This window comes from Flavobacterium sp. (assembly GCF_028712645.1).
In the GTDB taxonomy this organism is placed as follows: Bacteria; Bacteroidota; Bacteroidia; order Flavobacteriales; family Flavobacteriaceae; genus Flavobacterium.
Genome location: NZ_JAQTPQ010000053.1, coordinates 1 through 16,585, shown reverse-complemented (window position 1 = coordinate 16,585; position 16,585 = coordinate 1). Strand labels below are relative to the sequence as shown.

The following is a 16,585-nucleotide window of genomic DNA, read 5'->3' as shown; positions in this document are numbered from 1 at the left end:
ATAAATCTTTTATAGTTAGAGTGAAAGGTATATTTCTTTTTTTAGCTGAACTCTTTAATCTGTTATAAATTGTTTTTATTTCAGGTATATATTGCATTATTGTTTTTCAAGATAATAACTTTTATCTGTAGATGATTCTTTAATATCAAATAATTCGAAATTTTTAATATATTTATTAAAATTTTTCGTCATTCTATCATAAAATTTCACTCTACTTTGTTCAGATTTTTCTGCTGTAAACATAATATATTCGATTGAAGGATTAGTTGATAAAAATTGTCGAATGCCTGAGAATGCTATATCATAAACTGTTATAGGATTTTTATTTGTACTACCACGTTCGAAATATTCATTTTTATTTGTATCGGTAAGAGAAAAATCAATTCTGTATACTGTACCCAATACTCGATCTTGCATTTTATAAAATCTCAAACGTAATTCTGTATTGTCATCGAAAGAATAGGTATATAAATTATTAGAGATGTTAAATGTATAATCTCTTGATAATATTTCAGTTATGTATTCGTTATATGTTTTCATATTTAATTTAGTGATATTGTTGAACCTTTGAGTGTCATATTTGAACCTGATTTTATATTCATACTACCACCTGCACTAATTTTAATATCACCACCTGCAGTAACTGTATAATCCCCATCTACTTTGATATTGAAATTGCCCTTAACTTGTACGCTATTATCTGAAAAAATGATATCATAATTATTTTTTACGACTCTTAAAACTCTTGTGCCATCTGGATGAATTTCTTCAAATGTGCCTGCTTTATGGTATCGGTGTATTCTTTCGTGCCCTGGAGTATCATCAAATTCTTCGATGTGACCTGAAATAGTTTCTCTTACATTGTTATAAGGATATTTAGCTGCATAAGGAGATTTAGGCTCATTACCAGTTGTGTTTTTATTTTTTTGTTCGATGATCGTATCTTTAGTTATACCTCTTGCTAATCTATTAAGATCAGATTCACCGTCTTTATATTTCGGATATACTCCATCTGGATCTTGAAAACCTTTATTTTTTTCTTCTGATTTGCTTGGGGCTCCAGCTAATGTTCCCATAATAATTGGGACTTCAGCATTTTCTCCATCAGAAAAGAATCCAACTACGGTTGTGCCTTTAACTAATCCTGTGTTTGAATTACCTATACCAGAAATTGCCGCGCTCGTGACTGGAGACATAACAGATGCCCAAGGTAAATCTTCAGTTGCCATTTCACTTAAACTATCAGAATGATATCCATATATTCTTACTTTTAATCTACCTAACATATCTGGATCATTTACATCTTCAATAATTCCTATGAACCAAGTGAAAGTAGGAAATCTAAAATCACTCATTATCCAACCCTCTTTTTTGCTAATTCATAATTAGTGAAATAACTTGATGCAGATGCGAAATGAGCAACTGCCATAACTAAATATTTTCCTGCTAAATTTGGATCAAGATCTTCTTGTACAAATGATTGATTACTTGGTAATTCTATATCGACTGTTTTACCTAAAATTTGCCACGCACCAACGGCACCTGGACATTGAATAATCAATTTATTTTGTTCTAATTTCATTAAAGAAGATCTTCTAGATGGTCCCCATTTATCAACAAAATCAGACGTAGATTTATCTTGTTGAATATTTGTATGTTTAGGAATAAATCTTATATTAGCATTAGTTGTAGATATATCATCATCTAACTGAATACCTTTTTTGTCTTCTGATATATCATCACCATAATTAAATTCTTTTGAAGTAAATGATTTTGATTTGAAATCAAATGAAATTGTTTTTGATCCGTATAAACCGCTTGCCATATTTGTACCCAAATTATAATGGTCTATATTGTAATCATTTATACATAAATTTCTATCTTCTATTTGATTACCTAAATCGTCTTTTAGATTATTTGGTCTTATTTTAAAAGTCCATCCGCTGTCATTATCAGAATACATTTTTTCAATACTTTTTATTGCGTATTTATTTTCATCTAATTGATAAAATAGGGCGTCTGCTGCTTTATCAATCAACGCAAATTTGCACATTTTAAATGCAGTATGAAATGGTGATAAATTTGAAACTGTAGTTGTTATATTATTATCACACTGATCAATTTCAACATTACCACCTAATTTATCTTTGATAACTTTTTGTGCTATTTCAGTTGGGGCCATATTTTTAAAGGCTTTTTGAATTCTGATGGTTTGATTTTTAAAAAATTGTTCAGAAACTCCAATTATCGTATAATTTTGATCATTAACTGATTTGAATACTTTATCTGCGATACCATAAACATAAAAAATGAAATTTTTACTATCATCTGTTATACTATTGTGTTGTGTTCCAAGTTGTATTTCAATTTTACTTTTTTCTTTAATTGGTAGAATCATCATTAAGTTACTTGTATCAGCAACATAAATTTCACATACCCATGACGGAGAAAATATATCTTGAAATATAACAGTACTCATACAAAAATTTGATATTTCTGTATCATCTATTTTTATTGAATATTCTGAAAGATCTGTTGCTGCACTTCCACCTATCATTTATATTAACCTCAAACTCTCTTGTATTTTTTCGTATTTATTTACAAAATTCTTTACAAATTTTGGTTTTATTACTACTATATCTCTTTTTTTATTATTTAGTTCAATTTCATAATCAATATTTGAAACAATTAGTACATCAGGAGGGATGGGTAATAAATTTGTATCATAATCGTTGGTTGTTAATTCATCAACGATATATCCATCTGCAGTAAGATAATGATGAGTTGCATATATATCGTTGTATTTATTTTTTGATACTTCAACTAAAGTTTCATTAGATAATGGCCAGTTATGAAAGGGATTTATAATGTTATTAACTAATAAAATTGTCCAATGATAATTTGGGGTATCATATAAATCCAAACTTATTTGCTCTGGCTTCTTATAATCCTGCACAAAATAGTGCTGCAATTCTTGTTGTTTCAAAGGTATTATTATTCTTTGTGATATATTGGCTGCATTTTCGCCGTTTATATATTGTATAACATTTTGCTTTTTAAACATTTAGTATCCGCCTCCCTGTGATATATCATTGCGAATATCACTCGCGACAAGAATTTGTATTTCAGAAAAACTTAGATTTAATTCGATTTGTGACGGAAATCCATCTCGGGTCATTGTCCATGAACCTGCACTGGTATAATCAACATCTACTTTCGTCAATACTGATCTTTTGAATTTATTTAGATATTTATTTGTTTTACCGTTGTAGAGATATTCAATATCAAATTCGTTTGGATAACCTAAAATCGCATCATTAGCAGAACCTGCATTAGGATATGCTGCTGATCTGAATACTTTTATGATTTGATAAATATTTTCTGCTTCTGCTTGTGAATGTGGATATAATTTAAATGAAAATTCAAAATTTCTAAAATCTACCCCTTTAAATAGATATTCAATATATGGGTTTGGAATAGTTCTTGATATTATTCCTTGAGCTTCTTCAAAAGATAAATCGATATTTACCCCTTTACTTGATGCAAATGATTTAGCTGCATCAAATGCAGCTGAACCAGCTCCTTGGGCTAATGCACCAACACCATTTGATATTAACTGTCCTAAACCACCTAACATTGTTTGTTCGCCAGATTGTGCAGCATTTTGGTTATTGCCTAACATCTGTGAAACAGCATTTACACCAACACCAGTTGCTTTTGATTCCCAATTAACAGTAGATGGGTTACTAGCACGTTCTGGCATATATAAAATAATTGCATTACCCGGGCTTGTTCCGACACCGGAATTTCTCACATATTCCGTAAACATTATACATGATGAAAATGATCCAGTACCAACGTTACTTGGATATCTATATCCTTTATAATTGACTGTATTAGTGTTATCAACTTTTTTTATAGCCATATCTTTATAGTCCTTGATATTTTTGAGCTTTTTAAAAAATATTTTAAAATTATATTTATTATTCATTTTCAAAATGTAACAAGTATAGTAAAACCTATATTATTTTATATAAAAATAATAAAATTAAAGATTTTACTATTAAAAATTATTTGACAATTTCGTTATTTTAATATAATATTTAACTTTTAATAATTATTTTTGAGGATATATGATGTTTAAGAATCAAAAAGAATTAGTTCTTTGCTTATTCAACCGTCAAGAAATAATAATCGTTGGTACTGATTTACTATATAAAGTTATAAATGAAACTCTCTACTCAAAAAGAATCGGAATATCTGATTGGCAAGAATGTTTGATTTTTCCTCAGTATGATACCGCCAGAATATTCAATGAACCTAAATGGTTTGAAAAATGTATATCTGATGAAGATTATTACGATGAAGATTTAAAAATTAAACCTATATTTTGTTGGTTAGAAGATGATGCTTCAAATCGTGATTTCAGTAAAAAAAATATTGATATGATTGGTATTGTAACTAAATTGCGATTTGAAGAAGGTAGCTTCAGTTATTATATCGATAATTTTGATAGGTATTATAATTATGCTCTACCATTGACAAAAGAAGAATTGTTCCAATATTTATTTGATAAGGAAACTTTACAACTAATATGATTGAAAAAATCCGAATACAGATTGATAAAAATAATGAACGATTATCGATATATGATTTTGCTGTAAAATATTTTGAATCTATCGGTAAATCTAAAATAGAAGCTATAGAAATGGCTAATACATATTTTAAAGCGTGGCTACCACTTTTTGAAGGATATAATAATGTTGACAGAACTTGAAAAATTATTTATAATAGCATGTAAAAGTAAAACACCAATGAAAAATATCATCCATTTATATCAAGAACACTATTATGACACTGATGATATTGATGAAGTATCAAACGGTCTAATTGCAATATTAGGTAATATATGTGATAAATATTTTCCTATAAAAAATATCTGTAACTTCATAAAAGAATTAGATCCAAATAAATATAAAATATATGATGGATTATTTACTTATGATTTTAAAAATGAAGTTGTAAATTCACTGATCAATCAGATCAGATTTTCGCCAACTAATATGTTGGTAGAATTAACACAAAGAAATATTTTTGATTAAAAATTCTTTACAACTAGATATCCATTGAATATACTAAATATAAATTCAGAGGAGATTGAATATCATGAAAAATAAGAAATTATTATCAAAAGCAATTCAAATAGCGACTAATGCTCATAATGGACAGTATGATTCAACGGGATTACCATATATCCTACATCCATTGAAAGTTATGAGTATTCTCAATACAATAATTATTTTAACTTACAATTATCGTTATGCCATCTAAGTAGATTTGTTTTTGAAACAAATTTGTGACAATGTGGACATTCAAATTTTGGTCTACTTTTAACTCTGATAGATATTTTTTGTTTATGTTCTTCAGTAAACTTCTTACCTGTTTTAGCAATTGATATTTTCTTTTTGGTTTCTTCTGAATGATTCAATCCGTAATTTGGATGATTTTTCCCAGTTTTACCAAACATTGGATTATTAGCTCCAGAACGTGCAATAGACATTTTTTGTTTAGTTTCAGTAGAGGCAGATTTACCGAACATAGGATTATTTTCGCCATTTAAAGAATTTGATATTTTTGATTTTGTTTGAGTTGTATGTTTTTTGCCATACATTGGGTGATTTTCTCCAGATTTTGAAATAGATAACTTTTGTTTATGTTCTTCACTAAACTTTTTACCCGTATTAGCAATCGATATTTTCTTTTTGGTTTCATCTGAATGGGAAAACCCGGTATTATAGAAATTTTTACCAGACCAATTTCTATTTAACCATTTATCAGAATGAACTATTTTCATTCTTAGAATAACTTTATCTTCCCAACTTCTGGCTTTTTTAGATGAATCAAAAGTTTTACGAACTTGTATAATATCTGGTTCACCGTATACTTCTCTAAATTTCTTAACATAGTCGGAACTTGTAAAATAATTAACCCATAAATCACTTGGAGTAGAGTTTTTTGAGTACCTTACACCATAATAGAATTTATCGAGAGTTGACCAACCAATTAGATAAGTATAAAATTTATTTGACATATTATGTTTCTTAAAGTATAATAAATAATATTTATATTTTAAATATTACTCAAGTGTATAGCAGTATTAGATGATAAAAGAACTTAATCAAACTAAATATGATATATTATAATGAAACATTTATTTTATGACTTCCAGAACTAAGTATGGTTAATTGATTAATCAAACAAGATATTTACAATAAACTATGGTAATATAATGAAAAATAACAACTTAGCAAAGGCTCTTTTTATTGCCACTAATGCACATCATAATCAATATGATTGTCATGGTAAACCGTATATATTACATGCAATAGAAGTAATGAGAATTCTCAATACAGATAATGAAGATCTCAATTGCATAGCAGTTTTACACGATGTTGTTGAAGATACTCCTGTAACATTAGCCGAACTAAGACAACATGGATTCCCAGAAATTGTAATTGAAGCAGTAGATGCTTTAACGAAAAGAAAAGAATCTAATGAAACGTATGACGAATATAAACAGAGGGTTTTCAATTGTTATTATGCTATGAGGGTTAAATTAGCTGATTTAACTCATAATACAGATATAACAAGACAAAAAGGTATAAAAGAAAAAGATTTACAATGTATATTAAAATATCAAATATTCTATAACGAAATAACAATAAGGTTGATGGACTATGAAAAATAAAAAGAAAGAAAAAACTGTATTAAATTTAGTCGCAAAATATGCACATGAATTCAATAGAGCAAGTATTTATATTGATAGAACTAAATTTAATAGAAAAGAAAAACACAAAAATAAATCTTTTAATGATGTTAAATACGTTTAAAATTAGAAATATTTAACATCATTAAAAGAGTTGACAATTTATCAAAAATAAAATATAATTTTTACTCAAATATAATTATGACAAGGTGAATACAATGAATATGACTGATTATGAAGTTTCAGCAAAATTTCCAATGAAAAATGATTACTTTACTTTCAATATTTACAAAGAAGGTAAAGTATTGGATGTTGATTTATCACGAGAAGAAGCTGTATCAAAATATGGTCAAGATTTCAGAAAAAAATACTTATTTGATACTTCATTCAAAGAAGCTGAATATAATTTAGCAAAACAAGTATTTCAAACAGAAAGCAATTATAAACATAATAAATTTAGAGAAGATTTATTTAAATATTATGGTGTTGAAAATAATCCAAAAAAAGAATTGCTATTCAATATCTCATGGGAACATGGTCATAGCGAAGGTTTGTATAGTGTTAAAAATTGGTTGATTTGATTATTTAGAGGAAATATTTATGGCGGTTGTTACTACGAAAAGCGAGATCTTATTAAAAGATCAGAAAGGTTATATTGAATCTGGCAAGTTAATTATTGAAGGTATTGCCGATACAACTGATTTAGTTAAAATTTTAAAATTGACAACTAGTATAAGAGATACAGAACAAAGCGTATATGTATCAGTTTCAGAATTACTTTTAGCAATTAAAAGGTGTACATTAATTTCGGAGTGAGTTAAAATATGATAAATTTTTTAAAATTATATGGAGTATCGTCGATTATATTGCTACTAATGATATTAGCTGTGTTAAATATCGTTTGGGCAAGTAATCTTGTTTGGTTGATATTATTTTTATTTGCAACATTATTGTATATCGTACAATTTTTACCAGATGAGTATATTCTTTCAACATATAAAAATACCCCAAAAAATTATAATTGGTGTATTTATTTGGTTGTTTGTGGTATAGCTGCATCGATGCACTGGTATTTTTTAACTATTTATTTTTTAATTTCATGGTTAGGTATAAAAGGTAAAATAATCACTTTAAATAAGGAAGCTGATGCAAGAAAAAACGTCTAAAAGAAGAAAAAAGATTCTACCAATATACAAATTTTTAATTCAAAAATTAAACGTATTAACGGAAATCTATAATGATGATATGATTACTCAATTTTGTTCATTAATGTGTGGAGCAATAGCTTATGCAGTTAATATTAAACAAATTGAGATTGCTTCTTGTGAAGAAATAATTAAACAAATAGCTGAAATTGAAAATAAAAAAATATCATTGAAAGAAAAAAAGGTATTGATTGAAAATTTGATTTCATTTTTAGAAAATAGAACAGTATAGGTTTAAATATGAGATATAAAATATTAGTGGGAGATAATTCAACTGAAATGAATGATCTGGTTACTAACCATTTGAATGATTCTTGGGAACTTTTCAATGGTTTACAAATTATAAATGATTGTGATGGTAGAATTTGTAAATTTATACAAGTTGTAGTTCAACAAGATAATATTAAAAAAGAAGTAAAACAAGATCGAGAATATTTGTTTGAACATATTGCACCAATATACCATCCTGATATTCAAAAAATGAATTCTTTGAGGGAAGATATCAGATGCCATTAGAAAATAATATGCAAACAGCAGCAAAATATTTATCAGAAAAAGGCGCTATAATCACCGGATCATTTGCACTAAAATCATTAGGATTTTTTGGTGATAATTCAAAACGAAATATACATGATATTGATATAGTATTTCCTTCGATTGATCAATTTAAACAATTCGTAGTAAATTGCAATGAAGAATTGGTTATTGATCAAACTGTATTACAGCCAGAAGAATATACTGATAATTATTATAAGTGTAGTTTGTTAAATTACAATTTCAAAATTGATAGTTTTATTCGTTCGAATGATATATCAACTATCAATTTTGATGGAATTAATTATGAAAAACCTAGAGAAATCGTAAAAGCAAAAATTGATATTTTATTTGATAGATTTATGAATGTCGATGATGCTACTTATAATAAACATAGAGAAGATCTACATTATATTTTTGAAATTTCAAGAAATTTAGTAGATAAAGATATAACAATATAAGAGGATACATGTTTAAATTAGTCATTAAAACTGGATATGAATTAGAAGAAACTATCAATACTTTATTGAACGAGGGCTGGAGATTATATGGGCAACCATTTATATATGGCCCAGATGGAAATTTCATAGCACAAGCATTGATCAACGGTTCAATTAGTTCTGGTAAGACTAGAACAATTAGTACGAGAAAAATTAAATCGAGTTTACCAGTAGGTCAACCAAAACAATCATTCATAGGATTTCCATTGACTGGTACAGTAGCACTTTCAACCGATGAAAAAAATAATATTGACAATATTTAAATTTTAATATAATATTTAATTTTTACAATAAGGTGATTAAAAATGGAAAATAATGATAAAGCAGTACAAAAAGTAAGTATTCGTGAAAAAGCTGTATTATATAAAAACGGCGAACCAGCAAATGCAATTGAATTAGTACAGTTCAATTTTGAAAATGGTGATGAGTGTGGTTTTACTATCGTTGCAAGAAAAGATTTATATGAAATCGGTGATATTGCATACTTTTTTCAACCAGATTATTGTCTGAGCGAAAATTCTTTATTCGCTGATTTTATTGCGCCAGATGGTCAACCCAATAAATCGAGATTGGGTAAACAAAATAGGATCAGGGCAATTAAATTTAATTTTTCTCTTGATGAATATACAAATGATCCAGTTTATTCTGTTGGTATTTTGATGCCACAAAATGATGTATTAGATTTTTTACGTTCTCAAGAAAATCATGAAGGTTCATTGAGTGAACGATTAGGTATATTCAAATACGAAGAGCCAGAAAAATCTGGCAGTGGTATGGCTGCAGGTGATTTTCCTTCATTCTTGTATAAAACCGATGAAGATAATATTTTCAATCAAAAGAAAAATGTAGCAAGAGTCGTTGAAGACGGTGATGTTGTAGTGATGACCGTGAAACGAGATGGTTCTAGTTGGACGAGCTATTGTAAGAAGTTTAATGAACTCCAAGGCGAATATAAACTTGGTGTGTGTTCAAGAAGCCTTGAAAAGAAACTTGAACAAAAATTCGCGTCGGATTATATTGATCCTGAAGGTAATATTTTCAAGAAATATTATAGTCAAGAATTGAAATTAACAGGATGGTATAATCAAGATAAAGAAATTTTCATGACAAATGAAGAAATCTTATCAAGTGATTTCACAGCAGTTATGAAAGAAGTTAAAGATACTTGGGTTGAGTTAGCTAACAAATATAATATCATTGAAAAGTTACCCGACTACTGTAAAGAGCATGGTATTGAACTTGCATTAAGAGGTGAAATTATTGGTCAAGGTTTAAAAGGATCTGGTAATAAATACAACCCTGATGCTAAATTACCTCAGCAACTGGTATTATTTGGAGTTGATGATTTATCTACTGGTGCAGCGCAAAGATTGCATTATGGAGATGAATTTAATCTTGAAAGAGTAGCTACTGATTTAGGTATTCCTTTTACAGAAATCGTTGCTGAATTTATTCCTGAATCATTTGATGATATCATCCATAGATCAAATATGATTTTTGCTGAATATGAAGCTAAAGGTATTCTAATTGAAGGTGTCGTAGTTAGGACTAAGCATAATAATAAACTTAGTGTTAAAAGTATGAATCTAGGTTATGATGCCAAAAAGTAACTGATATAATAGATGCCTTATGATTTTAAATATAAAATAAGGCATCTATTAATTTTAATGAATATAATTAGAGGAATTTTTATGAAAGATATACAAGAAGCATTATTTAATATTGGTATTATCGTATTAGCGGTTGTTATTTGGATATTTGTACAAATTGAAATTAGTGCAGATAATCCATGCAGTCAATTTTCAAATAATCCTAATGCATGTGTACAACCAAATGACTGATATACCATATATAACGGAGTTAGAGGTTACATCTAACAAATTTATTACTCCTCCTTATATAATTGAAAAAATCGTAAGAGTAGATACGGTTTATAAATATAATAAAGACTACGGTGATGATAGAATATGTAAATGTGGTCACCCCTATTATCGTCATTTTGATCCATTTGAAGGTAATAGATCAGTTGGATGTAAATATTGTGCATGTTATATGTTTGAAGAAAAAATATGATTTTATCTGGCAAAATTTATAATGGCATATTATTACAAAATCAATTGTATGATAATATTGATGATCATACATTACGATATTTCAATTATAAGATAGGATATAGAAATATTCCTGGATTTGTATATGCTGATCTAGATAATATAAATAATCAAATAATTGTTTATATCTTGAAATCAAGATCAAATATATCAATTTCAATGCATAATTATATTGGTGATATTAGTTTATACTTAGACCAAGTTAAAGATTGCTCAATAACGAAAAAATCTTACCATATAACTTATAGATATTTTAAACATGTCAAAACATAAAATAGTAGCTATTAAAAGTAGGTTGTGGGATAATATATTAAGATTCGATGGATTCATATTAGAAGATATTGATGGTGAAGTTAATCCTTTTATGACCGGAGAATTTCATGTTCCTGAATTAACTGCATTAATAGCGAATAAGCACTATGATTTCACTAAAGAATATTTTAAAGCTGAAATTTCATGGGCAGAAAGTATGATTGGTAAATATTTAGTATGTGATTCGATTTTATACAAAGCATATGCTACAAATGGAAATGTAACATTCACAGAGGAAGGAAATTAAATGAAAACTTATTTTGAATACATTGAAGAAGCGAAAGTTAAAAAATATTTTATTTATGACATAGAAATAGATAAAAATACGCTATTGAAATATTATAAAGTTGTTGAAACTCTTATAGATAATTCTGATAATATTAGAGACCAATTATCATCAAATGTTGAAGAACTCAAAAATAATATGATCGATTTAGAAAAACAAGTATCTAAATATGATAAAAAAGATAAATCAGCAGAAGTAGAACGCATGAGGAATCAATATAAGATAACTAAACAAGCATTTACTAAAGCACAAAAACAATATGATAATTTCAAATAAAGGAAATTAGATGACAACTTATTTTGAATATATTAAAGAAGATAAAAACGAACAGTTGTATTTGTTTTCTATAATCGATAGATTAGGTAAGTATTCAATCAAGAAAATTAAGTCTGTGTATCTTAATGTTACTAAATCCTCTGAACAAGAAATCATAAAAATGTTAGAAAATAATATTTCATATTTAAATGAGTTATCTACAAAAAATGTGAATAACGAAGTAATTCACAGAGCATTGAAACAAGCAAGAATACAATTAAAAAAATTCAGAGAGACTTTTAAATGATTATTTCAGAAAAAGATTTTTGTGGTATTATAGGAATTTGTAAAACCTGTGGTTCTCAGGTAGCTGATTATTTGTGTAATAATGATTTAGAAAAATACAGGCCCGAATCATGTGATCATGATTATTGGGCTTCTTGTACGAATAATGACTGTGAAAATCATTATGGAGAAGGATATCTCCAAAACAAATTAGTTTGGGTCAATAGAAGAAAGCCGTTTTAATACTTCTTCAGGAGAACAAATAATTGCGGTATTATTAGTCGTATTATTAGTTATATTTTCAGCTTGTGCCTTCCCTTTTGGATCAATCTTATTGATTTCAAGTAAATCTTTATTGATATTTGATAGTGTTTGGAGTAATAACGAGGCACTATCAAAAGATTTGCTATTTTCAGTCTCTCTAGCCAAACTAATTGCATCAGGGATTAAATCCATTGCCTGAGTAATAATTTTTCTCATATTTTCTCTGACGAACGTGTAATCTTCTGTTGAATTAGAGGCTTTAACTTCATCGACTTGTAATTTTATTTCTCTACTCGTTTTTTCAGAATAGATTAAAGATTTTGAATAATCTATTCCTGTACTAGCACCAAGAAATTCTGATATTGGATCCATTTTATCTTCTCTTATATATTCGACTAAATCTGACAAAATAATTCCTCTCCGGTTTTGATATTTGCTTCAATAAATGCGTAACTCGGCTTAGTAATAGTTTCGATTATCGTATCTGGAGGAACAAATTCCGTAGTAATTCTAACATCTAATTCATCATGTTCTACTAATGTATCAAATTGTTCAGTGAAAGATACTGAATTGAAATCAATGATAGTTTTCTTAATACGTTCTTGTTGTTTTACGTCACCATATAACCATGCTTTTAACGTAAAATTCATTTCCCATTCTATCCTACGCTTTTCTTCAAATGTACCTTCATATTCAATACTAAAAGAGGAACTATCAAGCGTTACAGGGATATCTGTGAATAAATTGAAATCTTCTTTATCTCTTACCGTAATATTTAATTCTGGTACAAAAAAAGGAAAAATTTGTTCAACTATTTGTAAAGCTGTTTCGAATTTTTTAGTAGCAATATATAAGGTGAATTGTAAGTTATAAGGCACCCTCGAAAACATATATTTCTTTGATACGTTATTTTGAACATCAATCATTCTATTTAAAGGATTTGAAAATCTTGTAGAATCAAATAATAATCCAGTTAATTCAAAACCCATTCTAGGTAATACTCGTTCAATGTTGATGACATTCAAATCAACATTCTCGTCAATCATACTCACGAATTTTTCTTTTGGTGCATAATGTAAAGGTACAGTTATTTCTTCATTATGTTCTGTGATAATCCTGATATCATTGAATATAGTGGCAAAAGCAACTATACAATTTTTTATAGTCTGATTGTAAAATACTGGTCTAGCCATATGTTTCCTATAAAAATAAATACTTTATTTTATTTATATTATAATTTATAATATTTCAAATTTTAAAGGAATTACAACCATGAAAAAATTTTTAGATTTTTTACAAGAAGAACAAGGTAAACAAAAATCAATGGATTTAAAAATTCGCAAAATAGCAACGACATGGTACAGAATTGATATAAAATTAGATAGATTTGATATCCCTGTTGTATTTGTTGATATTTTAAAAAATAAATTTGGTGAATGGTCTGTTTGTGAAGGAGAAAGTGATATTGGTGATAAGGCAGATGATAAAAGCCGATACATATTCATCAAACTCAGATCTGCAAAAGTATTTGCGTTAGATTTAGCTGATGCTATCAAAAATGAAACACCATACCCAAGAATTTTTGATAATAAGTACGCGGATTGATGTTAATTTTTAAAAATATTTGACATTTTTTAAAAAAGTAATTATAATATATAAAAGTTGATATTCTTATGAGAAAATTTTATTATGAAAACTAAAACATTACAAACTATTGCTAATATTATAGCTAGAAAATATGGACATAGTAGAGCGACTGCAATTACTTTTTCTGGTTCAATATCAGAACCAGTATTAAAAAAATCTACTCGATTTGGATACAGAAAAACAACAACTGGGGAATATGTACCCAATTCATACAGAAATAATTTCGGATGGAAAAATACATATTATCAATGTGCTGAATGTGAAATAGAACTTCCTACTTCATTTAAGCAATATCAATAAAAATTTGACAATATCAAATAATACTTTATAATTAAATTTCAATATAAGTGAGATAATTATTATGATAAATGTTGCAGATATAGTAAATGAAGAGACTGGTTTAACTTTTAGAGAAGAAAATAACAATAAGAAGCATAATATACCAATCGGTTCTTTAGTCGAAGTTAAATACGAAGAATGGTATGGTGACGGTGCATGTGCCATTATCCATGCCCGATTATTCGTTGTTGATCACGATAGAGATTATGACGGTACTCCTTTATATACTCTAGCTAAATCTAAAACACAACAAGAGTATTATAAAGTTGAAATTGAGGGATATGTCCCAGCATATTTTCCAATTTCTAATAGTGGATTTCCTGAATATATGTTAACTATCATTGAGATGACGCAAGATGTTATCGACGGGGTTGGTGCTTTATCCTGGGATGAATGAAAAATATTATAAATTTATTATATGAGGTAATAATTATGTGAAAAATAATTAAATGATTCTATTGATAAAAAATTTTAATTTAACTGAGGTAATATTATGACAGATACAAGAGAAGTAAATAAACAAATCGCCAATTTAATCAAAGAAGCTGAAGCCAAAATTTCTGAAGCGGAGGCACTTGCTAAAGAATATAAATTGAGTTTTAGCTGGAGTGGTCCAGCATATGGTATGGGCGGTTATTATGATGGTGACTGGGAAACGAGTAATTGCGAAGGAGAAAGCGGCTGGAATCCTTCATCATCAAGCTGCTAAATGACATGAATAATATATTAGTTATTGGATCATCTGCCATAAATAAAATCTATCCAGGATATAGAACTCCAAAGGACTTAGATTTGATTATGAATCAAGATACCCTTGACAAATATATCAATTATCGTAAAAAATTGGATAGTAGCATTCGTTACTATCCAATTGACGACGGTAACAAATATTTGATCCGAGGTGAATATATCACTGAGATTGAATTAGCATATGATGAAACTTCTAGTAAAAGTTTGATTGATTATATCTTAGATAATGATCAATATGTCGGTTATATGATTACTAGAGATGAATTCAATATGATTTATCCAACTCAAGATATTTTATATACATTAAAATATTCACATAGATACCTTAAAAATTCTCCTCATTTTCTTAAAACAATGAGAGATTTACAATTCCTAGAATCAAAAAATGCTAAAATCTTTGATGCAGAATGGTTGAGAATCAGAGAATCAGAAACGTATAATTATTCTCATCCCAAATTAAATCAAAAATCAACAACTTTTTTTGAAAAGAAAGAAAGTTTTTACCGCTATAATCATGACGATTTACATTGTGCAGTAAGTTATCCTAATTCACCATTGTATTTGAAAATCATCAAAGACGGTGAAGAAGTGCAATGTTCTGAAGAAAAATTTAATTCTTTATCCCACGAAGAAAAAATAATTCTGGCGCAAGAAGAGGCTATGGTATTAACTTTAGAAAGATATTTAATACCAAATGAATTTAAAGTTGATCCATATACATGATATAAAATTGCTGTAATGAAAATTTGTACAAGTATCGTGAGTGGTTATTGTAGAGAATATTGGTATAAATTTTATGACGAAATTATCAATAATTATAACTCTACCTTTGTTGATAATTTTAATAAATTCTTGAGTGAAGATAAAATTAAGGACTTTGTGAGGTAATATGCCAAGTGTATTTTATTTTGAAGTTGAATATGAATCACCTGAAGATGATTGGAATGAATATACAGGGTTGATTGATAATTCCATTAAAATATATAACCAATTGATGGATATACATGATAGTGCCATATTTACGAGAGGTGGACCAGCAAATAATCCAAGAATAAAATATATCGTATCGAATAAAGCAACTGCACAAAAACTATTAAAAAAAGTAGAACATATTCTTGATATTTTTAACTGCGAAATAATTGATATAGAATTTTAAATAGGATATTATATGATTAAAACAAGTAAAATAATTCTTCAATATTCGCCCGAAATGATTAAAAAAGGATATGAAGTATCCTTTAATATTACTAAAGAAATGGATGATAGTAAATTAGTACATATAAATATTGGATCAGAAAGTGATACTGAAATTGTAGGTTATTTACAAAATG

Annotated in this window: 32 protein-coding genes; 24 read left to right on the top strand and 8 right to left on the bottom strand. The window is 27.7% G+C overall.

The window, feature by feature from the left end; translation table 11 throughout:
* Positions 1 to 96 precede the first annotated feature (96 nt).
* Genes PHC28_RS05995 through PHC28_RS05975 form a run of 5 tightly spaced genes read right to left on the bottom strand, consistent with a single transcriptional unit; the run spans position 97 to position 3,925 of the window.
* Positions 97 to 540, bottom strand: a complete 444-nt coding sequence (locus PHC28_RS05995; RefSeq protein WP_300097294.1) for a hypothetical protein — start codon at positions 538 to 540, stop codon at positions 97 to 99.
* A gap of 2 nt (positions 541 to 542) precedes the next feature.
* Positions 543 to 1,355, bottom strand: a complete 813-nt coding sequence (locus tag PHC28_RS05990; RefSeq protein WP_300097292.1) for a hypothetical protein — start codon at positions 1,353 to 1,355, stop codon at positions 543 to 545.
* Positions 1,355 to 2,557 carry a hypothetical protein gene (locus PHC28_RS05985; RefSeq protein ID WP_300097290.1) on the bottom strand — a complete coding sequence of 401 codons (1,203 nt, stop codon included), beginning with the start codon at positions 2,555 to 2,557 and terminating at the stop codon, positions 1,355 to 1,357. Before PHC28_RS05985 ends, PHC28_RS05990 begins: the two co-directional genes overlap by 1 nt.
* Positions 2,558 to 3,064, bottom strand: coding sequence for a baseplate wedge protein 53 (locus PHC28_RS05980; RefSeq protein WP_300097288.1), 507 nt, complete (start codon positions 3,062 to 3,064; stop codon positions 2,558 to 2,560).
* Positions 3,065 to 3,925 (bottom strand): hypothetical protein, encoded by an 861-nt coding sequence (locus PHC28_RS05975; RefSeq protein WP_300097286.1) that lies wholly within the window; start codon positions 3,923 to 3,925, stop codon positions 3,065 to 3,067.
* 211 nt (positions 3,926 to 4,136) lie between these two features.
* On the opposite strand from PHC28_RS05975, the gene PHC28_RS05970 reads away from it, so the two are divergent.
* From PHC28_RS05970 to PHC28_RS05960, 3 genes are read left to right on the top strand one after another with little or no spacing between them, the layout of a single operon-like run.
* On the top strand, positions 4,137 to 4,598 hold the full coding sequence (locus PHC28_RS05970) for a hypothetical protein (RefSeq protein ID WP_300097284.1): 462 nt from the start codon (positions 4,137 to 4,139) through the stop codon (positions 4,596 to 4,598).
* Positions 4,595 to 4,777 carry a hypothetical protein gene (locus PHC28_RS05965; RefSeq protein ID WP_300097282.1) on the top strand — a complete coding sequence of 61 codons (183 nt, stop codon included), beginning with the start codon at positions 4,595 to 4,597 and terminating at the stop codon, positions 4,775 to 4,777. The genes PHC28_RS05970 and PHC28_RS05965 overlap by 4 nt, the downstream gene beginning before the upstream one ends.
* Entirely contained in the window at positions 4,761 to 5,102 is a 342-nt protein-coding gene (locus PHC28_RS05960) for a hypothetical protein (protein ID WP_300097280.1), read from the top strand. The genes PHC28_RS05965 and PHC28_RS05960 overlap by 17 nt, the downstream gene beginning before the upstream one ends.
* 194 nt (positions 5,103 to 5,296) lie before the next feature.
* Here PHC28_RS05960 and PHC28_RS05955 read toward each other — a convergent pair whose 3' ends face one another.
* A complete protein-coding gene (locus tag PHC28_RS05955) occupies positions 5,297 to 6,091 on the bottom strand; it encodes an NUMOD3 domain-containing DNA-binding protein (RefSeq protein WP_300097278.1) in 795 nt (264 codons plus the stop codon).
* 198 nt (positions 6,092 to 6,289) lie between these two features.
* On the opposite strand from PHC28_RS05955, the gene PHC28_RS05950 reads away from it, so the two are divergent.
* From PHC28_RS05950 to PHC28_RS05885, 14 genes are all read left to right on the top strand, one after another.
* Positions 6,290 to 6,748 (top strand): HD domain-containing protein, encoded by a 459-nt coding sequence (locus PHC28_RS05950; protein ID WP_300097276.1) that lies wholly within the window; start codon positions 6,290 to 6,292, stop codon positions 6,746 to 6,748.
* Positions 6,738 to 6,890, top strand: coding sequence for a hypothetical protein (locus PHC28_RS05945; protein WP_300097274.1), 153 nt, complete (start codon positions 6,738 to 6,740; stop codon positions 6,888 to 6,890). The genes PHC28_RS05950 and PHC28_RS05945 overlap by 11 nt, the downstream gene beginning before the upstream one ends.
* An 85-nt stretch (positions 6,891 to 6,975) precedes the next feature.
* Positions 6,976 to 7,347 (top strand): hypothetical protein, encoded by a 372-nt coding sequence (locus tag PHC28_RS05940; protein ID WP_300097272.1) that lies wholly within the window; start codon positions 6,976 to 6,978, stop codon positions 7,345 to 7,347.
* 19 nt (positions 7,348 to 7,366) lie between these two features.
* Positions 7,367 to 7,582, top strand: coding sequence for a hypothetical protein (locus PHC28_RS05935; protein WP_300097270.1), 216 nt, complete (start codon positions 7,367 to 7,369; stop codon positions 7,580 to 7,582).
* 8 nt (positions 7,583 to 7,590) lie between these two features.
* Complete coding sequence (locus tag PHC28_RS05930) at positions 7,591 to 7,932, top strand: hypothetical protein (RefSeq protein ID WP_300097268.1); 342 nt, start codon at positions 7,591 to 7,593, stop codon at positions 7,930 to 7,932.
* Positions 7,913 to 8,203, top strand: coding sequence for a hypothetical protein (locus PHC28_RS05925; RefSeq protein WP_300097266.1), 291 nt, complete (start codon positions 7,913 to 7,915; stop codon positions 8,201 to 8,203). The genes PHC28_RS05930 and PHC28_RS05925 overlap by 20 nt, the downstream gene beginning before the upstream one ends.
* Before the next feature lie 8 nt (positions 8,204 to 8,211).
* Positions 8,212 to 8,487 carry a hypothetical protein gene (locus tag PHC28_RS05920; RefSeq protein WP_300097265.1) on the top strand — a complete coding sequence of 92 codons (276 nt, stop codon included), beginning with the start codon at positions 8,212 to 8,214 and terminating at the stop codon, positions 8,485 to 8,487.
* On the top strand, positions 8,478 to 8,966 hold the full coding sequence (locus PHC28_RS05915) for a hypothetical protein (protein WP_300097263.1): 489 nt from the start codon (positions 8,478 to 8,480) through the stop codon (positions 8,964 to 8,966). The genes PHC28_RS05920 and PHC28_RS05915 overlap by 10 nt, the downstream gene beginning before the upstream one ends.
* An 8-nt stretch (positions 8,967 to 8,974) precedes the next feature.
* Positions 8,975 to 9,268 carry a DUF1737 domain-containing protein gene (locus tag PHC28_RS05910; RefSeq protein WP_300097261.1) on the top strand — a complete coding sequence of 98 codons (294 nt, stop codon included), beginning with the start codon at positions 8,975 to 8,977 and terminating at the stop codon, positions 9,266 to 9,268.
* Between the two features lie 42 nt (positions 9,269 to 9,310).
* Positions 9,311 to 10,615, top strand: a complete 1,305-nt coding sequence (locus tag PHC28_RS05905; RefSeq protein WP_300097259.1) for an RNA ligase family protein — start codon at positions 9,311 to 9,313, stop codon at positions 10,613 to 10,615.
* Positions 10,616 to 10,696: 81 nt separating this feature from the next.
* On the top strand, positions 10,697 to 10,846 hold the full coding sequence (locus PHC28_RS05900; protein ID WP_300097257.1) for a hypothetical protein: 150 nt from the start codon (positions 10,697 to 10,699) through the stop codon (positions 10,844 to 10,846).
* 529 nt (positions 10,847 to 11,375) lie between these two features.
* Positions 11,376 to 11,675 carry a hypothetical protein gene (locus PHC28_RS05895; RefSeq protein ID WP_300097255.1) on the top strand — a complete coding sequence of 100 codons (300 nt, stop codon included), beginning with the start codon at positions 11,376 to 11,378 and terminating at the stop codon, positions 11,673 to 11,675.
* Positions 11,676 to 11,990, top strand: coding sequence for a hypothetical protein (locus PHC28_RS05890; RefSeq protein ID WP_300097253.1), 315 nt, complete (start codon positions 11,676 to 11,678; stop codon positions 11,988 to 11,990).
* A 10-nt stretch (positions 11,991 to 12,000) separates the two neighbouring features.
* Entirely contained in the window at positions 12,001 to 12,276 is a 276-nt protein-coding gene (locus tag PHC28_RS05885) for a hypothetical protein (protein ID WP_300097251.1), read from the top strand.
* 188 nt (positions 12,277 to 12,464) lie between these two features.
* Here the strand turns inward: PHC28_RS05885 and PHC28_RS05880 are convergent, their stop codons facing one another.
* Both PHC28_RS05880 and PHC28_RS05875 read right to left on the bottom strand, forming a co-directional pair.
* Complete coding sequence (locus tag PHC28_RS05880) at positions 12,465 to 12,926, bottom strand: hypothetical protein (RefSeq protein WP_300097249.1); 462 nt, start codon at positions 12,924 to 12,926, stop codon at positions 12,465 to 12,467.
* On the bottom strand, positions 12,914 to 13,711 hold the full coding sequence (locus PHC28_RS05875) for a tail sheath stabilizer and completion protein (protein WP_300097248.1): 798 nt from the start codon (positions 13,709 to 13,711) through the stop codon (positions 12,914 to 12,916). The genes PHC28_RS05880 and PHC28_RS05875 overlap by 13 nt, the downstream gene beginning before the upstream one ends.
* A gap of 79 nt (positions 13,712 to 13,790) precedes the next feature.
* Here PHC28_RS05875 and PHC28_RS05870 point away from each other — a divergent pair, with 79 nt between their 5' ends.
* The 7 genes from PHC28_RS05870 (at position 13,791) to PHC28_RS05840 (ending at position 16,410) form a co-directional block, all read left to right on the top strand.
* Positions 13,791 to 14,123, top strand: coding sequence for a hypothetical protein (locus PHC28_RS05870; RefSeq protein WP_300097247.1), 333 nt, complete (start codon positions 13,791 to 13,793; stop codon positions 14,121 to 14,123).
* Between the two features lie 84 nt (positions 14,124 to 14,207).
* Positions 14,208 to 14,465, top strand: coding sequence for a hypothetical protein (locus tag PHC28_RS05865; RefSeq protein WP_300097246.1), 258 nt, complete (start codon positions 14,208 to 14,210; stop codon positions 14,463 to 14,465).
* 61 nt (positions 14,466 to 14,526) lie between these two features.
* Positions 14,527 to 14,901, top strand: coding sequence for a hypothetical protein (locus PHC28_RS05860; protein WP_300097245.1), 375 nt, complete (start codon positions 14,527 to 14,529; stop codon positions 14,899 to 14,901).
* 96 nt (positions 14,902 to 14,997) lie between these two features.
* Positions 14,998 to 15,213 carry a hypothetical protein gene (locus PHC28_RS05855; RefSeq protein ID WP_300097244.1) on the top strand — a complete coding sequence of 72 codons (216 nt, stop codon included), beginning with the start codon at positions 14,998 to 15,000 and terminating at the stop codon, positions 15,211 to 15,213.
* A gap of 5 nt (positions 15,214 to 15,218) precedes the next feature.
* Positions 15,219 to 15,977 (top strand): hypothetical protein, encoded by a 759-nt coding sequence (locus PHC28_RS05850; RefSeq protein ID WP_300097242.1) that lies wholly within the window; start codon positions 15,219 to 15,221, stop codon positions 15,975 to 15,977.
* Between the two features lie 15 nt (positions 15,978 to 15,992).
* A complete protein-coding gene (locus PHC28_RS05845; protein ID WP_300097239.1) occupies positions 15,993 to 16,142 on the top strand; it encodes a hypothetical protein in 150 nt (49 codons plus the stop codon).
* A 1-nt stretch (position 16,143) separates the two neighbouring features.
* A complete protein-coding gene (locus PHC28_RS05840; RefSeq protein ID WP_300097237.1) occupies positions 16,144 to 16,410 on the top strand; it encodes a hypothetical protein in 267 nt (88 codons plus the stop codon).
* The last annotated feature ends 175 nt before the right edge of the window (positions 16,411 to 16,585 follow it).

What these genes read in the sequence shown, in the direction of transcription:
- PHC28_RS05995 (WP_300097294.1), bottom strand. Translation starts at nt 540, where the DNA reads ATGAAAACATATAACGAATACATAACTGAAATATTATCAAGAGATTAT.
- PHC28_RS05990 (WP_300097292.1), bottom strand. Translation starts at nt 1,355, where the DNA reads ATGAGTGATTTTAGATTTCCTACTTTCACTTGGTTCATAGGAATTATT.
- PHC28_RS05985 (WP_300097290.1), bottom strand. Translation starts at nt 2,557, where the DNA reads ATGATAGGTGGAAGTGCAGCAACAGATCTTTCAGAATATTCAATAAAA.
- PHC28_RS05980 (WP_300097288.1), bottom strand. Translation starts at nt 3,064, where the DNA reads ATGTTTAAAAAGCAAAATGTTATACAATATATAAACGGCGAAAATGCA.
- PHC28_RS05975 (WP_300097286.1), bottom strand. Translation starts at nt 3,925, where the DNA reads ATGGCTATAAAAAAAGTTGATAACACTAATACAGTCAATTATAAAGGA.
- PHC28_RS05970 (WP_300097284.1), top strand. Translation starts at nt 4,137, where the DNA reads ATGTTTAAGAATCAAAAAGAATTAGTTCTTTGCTTATTCAACCGTCAA.
- PHC28_RS05965 (WP_300097282.1), top strand. Translation starts at nt 4,595, where the DNA reads ATGATTGAAAAAATCCGAATACAGATTGATAAAAATAATGAACGATTA.
- PHC28_RS05960 (WP_300097280.1), top strand. Translation starts at nt 4,761, where the DNA reads ATGTTGACAGAACTTGAAAAATTATTTATAATAGCATGTAAAAGTAAA.
- PHC28_RS05955 (WP_300097278.1), bottom strand. Translation starts at nt 6,091, where the DNA reads ATGTCAAATAAATTTTATACTTATCTAATTGGTTGGTCAACTCTCGAT.
- PHC28_RS05950 (WP_300097276.1), top strand. Translation starts at nt 6,290, where the DNA reads ATGAAAAATAACAACTTAGCAAAGGCTCTTTTTATTGCCACTAATGCA.
- PHC28_RS05945 (WP_300097274.1), top strand. Translation starts at nt 6,738, where the DNA reads ATGAAAAATAAAAAGAAAGAAAAAACTGTATTAAATTTAGTCGCAAAA.
- PHC28_RS05935 (WP_300097270.1), top strand. Translation starts at nt 7,367, where the DNA reads ATGGCGGTTGTTACTACGAAAAGCGAGATCTTATTAAAAGATCAGAAA.
- PHC28_RS05930 (WP_300097268.1), top strand. Translation starts at nt 7,591, where the DNA reads ATGATAAATTTTTTAAAATTATATGGAGTATCGTCGATTATATTGCTA.
- PHC28_RS05925 (WP_300097266.1), top strand. Translation starts at nt 7,913, where the DNA reads ATGCAAGAAAAAACGTCTAAAAGAAGAAAAAAGATTCTACCAATATAC.
- PHC28_RS05920 (WP_300097265.1), top strand. Translation starts at nt 8,212, where the DNA reads ATGAGATATAAAATATTAGTGGGAGATAATTCAACTGAAATGAATGAT.
- PHC28_RS05915 (WP_300097263.1), top strand. Translation starts at nt 8,478, where the DNA reads ATGCCATTAGAAAATAATATGCAAACAGCAGCAAAATATTTATCAGAA.
- PHC28_RS05910 (WP_300097261.1), top strand. Translation starts at nt 8,975, where the DNA reads ATGTTTAAATTAGTCATTAAAACTGGATATGAATTAGAAGAAACTATC.
- PHC28_RS05905 (WP_300097259.1), top strand. Translation starts at nt 9,311, where the DNA reads ATGGAAAATAATGATAAAGCAGTACAAAAAGTAAGTATTCGTGAAAAA.
- PHC28_RS05900 (WP_300097257.1), top strand. Translation starts at nt 10,697, where the DNA reads ATGAAAGATATACAAGAAGCATTATTTAATATTGGTATTATCGTATTA.
- PHC28_RS05895 (WP_300097255.1), top strand. Translation starts at nt 11,376, where the DNA reads ATGTCAAAACATAAAATAGTAGCTATTAAAAGTAGGTTGTGGGATAAT.
- PHC28_RS05890 (WP_300097253.1), top strand. Translation starts at nt 11,676, where the DNA reads ATGAAAACTTATTTTGAATACATTGAAGAAGCGAAAGTTAAAAAATAT.
- PHC28_RS05885 (WP_300097251.1), top strand. Translation starts at nt 12,001, where the DNA reads ATGACAACTTATTTTGAATATATTAAAGAAGATAAAAACGAACAGTTG.
- PHC28_RS05875 (WP_300097248.1), bottom strand. Translation starts at nt 13,711, where the DNA reads ATGGCTAGACCAGTATTTTACAATCAGACTATAAAAAATTGTATAGTT.
- PHC28_RS05870 (WP_300097247.1), top strand. Translation starts at nt 13,791, where the DNA reads ATGAAAAAATTTTTAGATTTTTTACAAGAAGAACAAGGTAAACAAAAA.
- PHC28_RS05865 (WP_300097246.1), top strand. Translation starts at nt 14,208, where the DNA reads ATGAAAACTAAAACATTACAAACTATTGCTAATATTATAGCTAGAAAA.
- PHC28_RS05860 (WP_300097245.1), top strand. Translation starts at nt 14,527, where the DNA reads ATGATAAATGTTGCAGATATAGTAAATGAAGAGACTGGTTTAACTTTT.
- PHC28_RS05855 (WP_300097244.1), top strand. Translation starts at nt 14,998, where the DNA reads ATGACAGATACAAGAGAAGTAAATAAACAAATCGCCAATTTAATCAAA.
- PHC28_RS05850 (WP_300097242.1), top strand. Translation starts at nt 15,219, where the DNA reads ATGAATAATATATTAGTTATTGGATCATCTGCCATAAATAAAATCTAT.
- PHC28_RS05845 (WP_300097239.1), top strand. Translation starts at nt 15,993, where the DNA reads ATGAAAATTTGTACAAGTATCGTGAGTGGTTATTGTAGAGAATATTGG.
- PHC28_RS05840 (WP_300097237.1), top strand. Translation starts at nt 16,144, where the DNA reads ATGCCAAGTGTATTTTATTTTGAAGTTGAATATGAATCACCTGAAGAT.